We start from the raw sequence: 329 nt of genomic DNA, 5'->3' as shown, positions 1-329 counted from the left end.
GGAGTAGGCAAGTCGACTCTTATCAATACCCTGATTCCCGAAGCAAGCCTCAAAACAGGGGCTATTTCCGGTTATCATGGAAAGGCGGCGGGGCTCCCGATCAGGGATATGTCACCTACTATCAGGATAGGGAAACCCAAACAGCGGGCGGGGGTAAAGCCCACGAAAAAGGATATTCGGCAGTATTGTATCTGGATGCAAAAGAAAAGAAATATCTGGACGAATGCGGCCCTGCCAATTCAGAGAAGTTTCTTCATAATCATTAATTTTTTTATGTGTAAATTTTATAAAAGTTACCTAGTAAGAGTGGCAAAAATAAGGAAATTATT

At 42.6% G+C, this 329-nt stretch carries 1 pseudogene; it reads left to right on the top strand.

Annotated features, from left to right (window positions below):
• Positions 1 to 84, top strand: a pseudogene (rsgA, locus tag D0T57_RS16130) (GTPase RsgA); the annotation flags it as partial.
• Positions 85 to 329: the final 245 nt, after the last annotated feature.

It is taken from the genome of Dysgonomonas sp. 511, assembly GCF_010501105.1.
Classification (GTDB): domain Bacteria; phylum Bacteroidota; class Bacteroidia; order Bacteroidales; family Dysgonomonadaceae; genus Dysgonomonas.
The sequence above is the reverse complement of the archived record's forward strand: the minus strand, read 5'-3'. Positions and strand labels throughout refer to the sequence as shown.